Origin of the sequence: Pseudomonas sp. Fl5BN2 (genome assembly GCF_009908205.1) — a bacterium.
GTDB lineage: Bacteria > Pseudomonadota > Gammaproteobacteria > Pseudomonadales > Pseudomonadaceae > Aquipseudomonas.
In genome coordinates this window covers 1-1,195 of the sequence record NZ_JAAARL010000056.1, presented here as the reverse complement: position 1 = coordinate 1,195, position 1,195 = coordinate 1, and the positions used below count along the sequence as shown (strand labels likewise).

Here is a 1,195-nt window from a genome sequence, read left to right as displayed (position 1 = left end):
CGAATATGTCTCTCTCCACCCTCGGGATGAGGTTGTGTCAGGTATTGTCTTGCCTGTTGTGCTTGAGCATTGTGCCAAGCAGCATCCTTGCCGCCCCTTTTAATAATCCCGGTGATCAGGAGTTGATCCGCGACCGGCAGAACCGTCTGCTGGAAGAGCAACAGCGGCGTCTCGAAGAACTCAAGGACCTGCCCGGCAAGAGCGCCGCTCCCACAGCGCCGACCACCCCGGCCGACAGCCGTTGCTTTGCGATCAAGGACATCCAGCTCAAGGGCGCCGACTCGCTGTCCGCCGCCGAGCGCGACAGCCTGCTCAAACCCTACATCGGCCAGTGCCTGGGGGTGGCCCAGCTCAATGAACTGCTCAAGGCGATCACTGACCGCTACCTGGAAAAGGGCCTGGTCACCAGCCGCGCCTACCTGCCGCAACAGGACCTTTCCAGTGGCCACCTGCAGGTGCTGGTGGTGGAAGGCAAGCTCGAAGGCCTGAAGGCCGCCGATGACAGCAAGCTCACGGCCCGCGAGCTGAAAATGGCCTTCCCCGGCAGCGCCGGGCAACTGCTCAACCTGCGGCAGATCGAGCAGATGGTCGACCAGCTCAATCGCCTGCCGTCGAACCAGGCGCAGATGGAACTGGCCCCCGGCCAGGCCGTGGGTGGCAGTGAAGTGCTGGTCAAGAACACCGCGCAAAAGCCCTGGCGTGTTGGCCTGTCGCGCAGCAATGAAGGCCAGAAAAGCACCGGCGAGCAGCAGTGGGGCAGCTCTTTCGAATGGGACAGCCCCCTGGGATTGGCCGACCAACTGGTACTGCGTGGCGGCCACGACGCCATCAGCGACCACCAGAAAACCTCGCGCAACGCCATGCTCTATTACAACCTGCCGTTCGGCTGGTGGAACCTCAGCTACAGCTACAGCCAGAGCGAATACCGCTCCCTGGCCCAGGCCGTGGGCTTCAACTTCAAGCAGACCGGCGACAGCCAGAACCACCAACTGCGCCTGGAGCGGGTGATCCACCGCGATGCCGTGAGCAAGACCTCGCTCAACAGCGGCCTGAGCTACCTGCGCACCAACAACTACATCGAAGACAGCAAGCTGAGTAACAGCAGCAACCGCCTCAGCGAAGCGCAGTTCGGCATCAACCACGGCCGGCGCATTGGCGGTGCCTTCGTCAACTTCGACCTGGGGCTGCAGGACGG

General features: G+C 62.7%; 1 protein-coding gene. It reads left to right on the top strand.

Features of this window, described 5'->3' with window-relative positions; genetic code table 11:
* Window positions 1-5 precede the first annotated feature (5 nt).
* Window positions 6-1,195: ShlB/FhaC/HecB family hemolysin secretion/activation protein (locus tag GV819_RS32520; RefSeq protein ID WP_161760113.1), on the top strand; the 1,190-nt coding region annotated here is incomplete at its 3' end.